Source organism: Streptomyces hesseae (assembly GCF_031845785.1).
Lineage (GTDB): Bacteria > Actinomycetota > Actinomycetes > Streptomycetales > Streptomycetaceae > Streptomyces > Streptomyces hesseae.
This window is the reverse complement of the sequence record NZ_JAVRFI010000050.1, coordinates 1-4,350: the sequence shown is the minus strand read 5'-3', so window position 1 is coordinate 4,350 and position 4,350 is coordinate 1. Positions and strand designations below refer to the sequence as shown.

Sequence of the window (4,350 nt, the reverse complement as noted above, 5' to 3'; positions counted from 1 at the left end):
GGTGGGTGGGCGAAATCCCGCGCCGGAGGCGCGGGGTGTTACGCCGCCCGCAGGGCGGGCGTGCCGTGGCCCGGGCGGATGCCCAGGTCGCGGAGGACCGCCTGCGCGGCCCGCCGCCCGGAGAAGAGGGCCCCCTGGACCGTGCTCGTGTCGCGGTGGTCGCCGCAGACGTAGAGCCCCGAAAGCAGCCGGACCTGGCGGCGGACGTCGTGGGGCGCCGGCATGGCCGGGACCGCGTCCGGGTCGTGGTGGGCCGTCAGCAGGCGCCAGGACGACGTGGACGTGCCGTAGACGTGGGCCAGCTGCTCCTTGGCCAGCCGGTCCAGCTCGTCCGTCGGCATGGACGCGGCCGCCCCCAGCACCGTGGAGCTGATCAGTGTGCGGCCCAGCGGCGCCCGGTCCGGGTCCACCTCGCTGGCGACCGTGGTGTGGGCGACCGGCCCCCGGCGCGTTCCGGTGAGGATCAGTGAGGCGTCCCGCAGCGGCGGCTCGTCGGCCGTGTGGTGGAGGACCGTCACCGGGTGGAAATCGGGGAGCCGGAGGCCGGGGATGAGTTCGGCCGCCGCCCGGGCGCCCGTCGCCACGATGACGGAGCGGCAGGTGAATGTGCCGTGCCCGGCGGTGCCGACGGTTGTGGTGCCCACGGAGACGGCCTCCACCCCCGTACGGACCGTGCCGGGCGGGAGCTGGGCGGCCATCAGTTCGGGGATGACGCCGGAGCCCCCGGCGGGCAGGCAGAGCCGGCCCCGCGCGTAGCCGCGCAGCACCAGGTCGGCGCAGCGGCTGGACGTGGTGAGGTCCGGGTCGGAGAGCAGGGATGTCAGGAGGGGGCGCAGGAAGCCCTCCACCGTGCGGGTCGGCAGGCCCCGGGAGGTGAGGGTCGCCGCCGTGGGGCGGTCCGGCCGGGCCAGCATCCGGTCGATGGGCAGCGCGGCCAGGCGGGCCAGTGCCGCGCCGAGCCGCGCTTGATCGAGGCCGGCGCTCCGCGACGCGCGGGCCGCCGCGAAGGCGCGGGCGGTGGTGAAGGCGCGCTTGGCGCCGCGGAGTTCGCCGGTGCGGTGGTTGCGTCCGTCGGCGTGGACCAGCACCCCGGGGGTGAAGGGGCGCAGCTTGAGCGCCTCCAGGCCCGGGGTGCGGATCAGCTCCGGGAAGGAGGTGTTGAGCAGCTGGCCGGAGCGGTCCAGCAGGAACCCGTCGGCCTTGTCGGTCGTCATACGGCCGCCGGTGCGGTGGGCCGTCTCCAGGACGGTGACCGTCACCCCGGCGGCGGTGAGCTGTTGAGCCGCGGAGAGACCGGCCAGGCCGGCTCCCACGATGACGACGTCAGCGTGGTGTGCGGTGTGGCGTGCGCTGTCGAGCACGTGCCCTCCCGGGGTCGGTCCGCTCGCTGGGGGCCTGATGCCCCCAACGGGCGGCGCCAATGCGCGAGTTCGCCTCGACCGTAGAGAGAAATCCGGTCAATAACAGTCGCGCACGGGGCGAGCACGGTCGCACGGTGGTCGCACGGTCGGGGTTCTTGAAGCTTGGACCGGAGGCGTCAGCTGTCGGTCAGCGCCGCGCGTACGGCGCTCTCGACGTCCGGGCAGCCGAAGCGGAACCCGGAGTCCAGCAGCCGGGTGGGCGTGGCACGGCAGCTGGCCAGGACTTCCGTGGCCATCTCGCCCAGGGCCAGCCTGAGCGCCGGAGCGGGCGCGGGCAGCAGTGCCGGACGCTTCAGCGCGCGCCCCACCGCCTCGGTCACCTCCCGGTTGGTGGCCGGGTGGGGCGCCGTGAGGTTCACGGGGCCGGACACGTCCGCCTCCAGGAGGTGCCGCAGGGCCGCGATGTGGTCCCGCAGGGCGATGAAGCTCCAGTACTGGCGGCCGTCGCCGAGCCGGCCGCCGAGGCCCGCCCGGAACAGCGGGAACAGCTTCGCCGCCGCGCCGCCGTGCCGGGAGAGGACGATCCCGGTGCGCAGCAGGACCGTCCGTACGCCCGCTTCCGTCGCCGCGCCCGCGGCGGCCTCCCAGTCCCGGCAGACCTCGGCGAGAAAACCGCTGCCGGGCGGGCTGTCCTCGTCCACGGCACGGTCGCCCGTGTCGCCGTAGAAGCCGATCGCGCTGCCCGAGAGGAACACGCGGGGCGGGGTGGCGAGGGAGGCCAGCGCCTCCGCGAGCGCCCCCGTGCCGTGCACCCTGCTGTCGCGGATCTCCTTCTTGTATGCGGCCGTCCAGCGATGCGAGGCCACCCCGGCGCCCGCCAGGTGCACGACGGCCGCGCAGCCGGCCAGCGCCTGGGGATCCACCCGTTGACGGCCGGGGTCCCACTCGGCCTCCCCGGCGCTCCGGGGCGCGCGGCGCACCAGCCGCACCACCTCGTGGCCGTCGTTCTCCAGCGACCGGATCAGCGCCGAGCCGATGAGGCCGGACGACCCGGTGATCGCGACACGCATCGTCACTCCCGGAAGCGGTCCCAGAGGGCGGGGAAGCGTTCGGCCAGCACGGCTTCGTCCTCCAGGTCGAAGGGGGCGCCCACCGGTTCCGGGGGCGGGGGCGGCAGTCCCAGGTCAGGGGTTTCCGCGCCGGTCAGCTGCTCGTACGCCTCGTCAGCCGCGTAGCCGAGGTCCTCGCCGTCCCCGTCGACCTCGTCGTCGAAGTCGTCCAGGAGCTCGGCCAGGCTGTCCGGATCGTGCACCGCGCCCTCGAAGACCTCTCTGCCCTGGCCGATGAGCCAGCACCGGAAGTAGTCGAACACGTCGTCGCTCGCCCCGTCGAGGAGGACGGCGGCGGCCCCCCACAGGTCCCAGAGGTAGGCGCGGTTGTAGCGCGCCTCGAAGTGCCGGGCGAAGTCCAGCACGGCGTCCGGGTCGAGCTGCATCAGCTTTTCGACCAGGAGGTCCGCCTGGTCCTCGACGTCCCCTTCGGCGGCCTGGCGAGTGCTGTCCAACAGCTCCCAGAACTCGGTCTCGTCCATCACGGCTCCAGCATCGGTCCTGCCGGGGGGCCACGCACCCGGAGGGGCTCGGATGCGGCCGTGTTGTTATCGGCGAGTACCGGGGAGGGTGATGCCGGGTGCCGTTTATCCGCTCGGATACCCGACACAAGGTGTCCGGTATCGGTGCGAACGTCATGCCCGTCGCACGAAACGAGTGAGAGGACATGTTGTCGTGACTGCATCGGAGAGCGCGCTTCGTCCCCTTGACGGCAAGGTCGCCCTGGTCGCCGGGGCCACCCGGGGCGCGGGACGGGCCATGGCCGTGGAGCTGGGGCGCGCGGGCGCCGTCGTCTACGCGACGGGACGCACCACACGCGAGCGGCGCAGCGAGGTGGGCCGGCCCGAGACCATCGAGGAGACGGCCGAACTGATCACGGCGGCGGGCGGCACGGGCATCGCCGTGCCGGTCGACCACCTGGAGCCGGAGCAGGTGCGGGCGCTGGTCGAACGGATCGACGAGGAGCACGGGCGGCTGGACGTCCTCGTCAACGACGTCTGGGGCGGGGACCACCTCCTCGAGTTCGACAAGAAGGTATGGGAGGTGAAGCTGGCGGACGGGCTGCGGATGCTCCGGCTCTCGCTCGACGCCCACGCCATCACCAGCCACTTCGCCGTGCCGCTGCTGATCCGGCGGCCCGGGGGCCTCCTCGTGGAGATCACCGACGGCACGGCGGAGTCCAACCGGACCTACCGGGGCAATCTCTTCTTCGACCTCGCCAAGTACGGCCCGATCCGGATGGCGTTCGGGCTGGCCCAGGAACTGAAGGAGTACGGCGGCACGGCGGTGTGCCTGACGCCCGGGTTCTTGCGGTCGGAGGAGATGCTCGACTACTTCGGCGTCACGGAGGCGACGTGGCGGGACGCGGTCTCGAAGGAGCCGCACTTCGCCATCGCCGAGTCCCCGGTGTTCATCGGCCGGGCGATCGCGGCCCTGGCCGCCGACGCGGAGCGCTCTCGCTGGAACGGGCGGTCGCTTTCCAGCGGGGAGCTGGCCAAGGTGTACGGGTTCACTGACGTGGACGGGTCGCGGCCGGATTGTGACGGGTACTTCCGGGATGTCGTCTTCGGTGACGTTTCCGCGTCCGCGGAGGAGTACCGGTAAGGGCTCCGTGGGCTTTCCGGTTGCCCCCCGGTGGGGGGTTTCCCGCGCCTTCGGCGCGGTTTCGCCCACCCGCCCGCCCGATTGCCCGGCACGGATTGCCCGGGTAGGGGGCGCGGGTAGGGGGGCGGGCGTTGAGGGGCGGCCCCGGCCCCCCGGGTAGTGACGTGAGGGGGCGGGGTGGGGTGGATGGGCCCTGGTAGGGGCGTAAAGAGCTCTTCGCCGCTGGAGCCGAATTCCGGGTACCCCGTACCGAAGTGGCAGGCACCGCGAAGAGG

The 4,350-nt window shown here is 73.3% G+C and carries 4 protein-coding genes; 1 reads left to right on the top strand and 3 read right to left on the bottom strand.

What is annotated here, in order from left to right:
* Window positions 1-38 precede the first annotated feature (38 nt).
* From RM609_RS34125 to RM609_RS34115, 3 genes are all read right to left on the bottom strand, one after another.
* On the bottom strand, window positions 39-1,361 hold the full coding sequence (locus tag RM609_RS34125) for an NAD(P)/FAD-dependent oxidoreductase (protein WP_311616560.1): 1,323 nt from the start codon (window positions 1,359-1,361) through the stop codon (window positions 39-41).
* 176 nt (window positions 1,362-1,537) lie between these two features.
* Entirely contained in the window at window positions 1,538-2,431 is an 894-nt protein-coding gene (locus RM609_RS34120) for a TIGR01777 family oxidoreductase (protein WP_311616558.1), read from the bottom strand.
* 2 nt (window positions 2,432-2,433) lie between these two features.
* A complete protein-coding gene (locus RM609_RS34115) occupies window positions 2,434-2,952 on the bottom strand; it encodes a DUF4240 domain-containing protein (protein ID WP_311616556.1) in 519 nt (172 codons plus the stop codon).
* A 193-nt stretch (window positions 2,953-3,145) separates the two neighbouring features.
* Here RM609_RS34115 and RM609_RS34110 point away from each other — a divergent pair, with 193 nt between their 5' ends.
* Window positions 3,146-4,075: an SDR family oxidoreductase gene (locus RM609_RS34110; RefSeq protein WP_311616554.1), complete on the top strand. Its 930-nt coding sequence runs from the start codon at window positions 3,146-3,148 to the stop codon at window positions 4,073-4,075.
* Window positions 4,076-4,350: the final 275 nt, after the last annotated feature.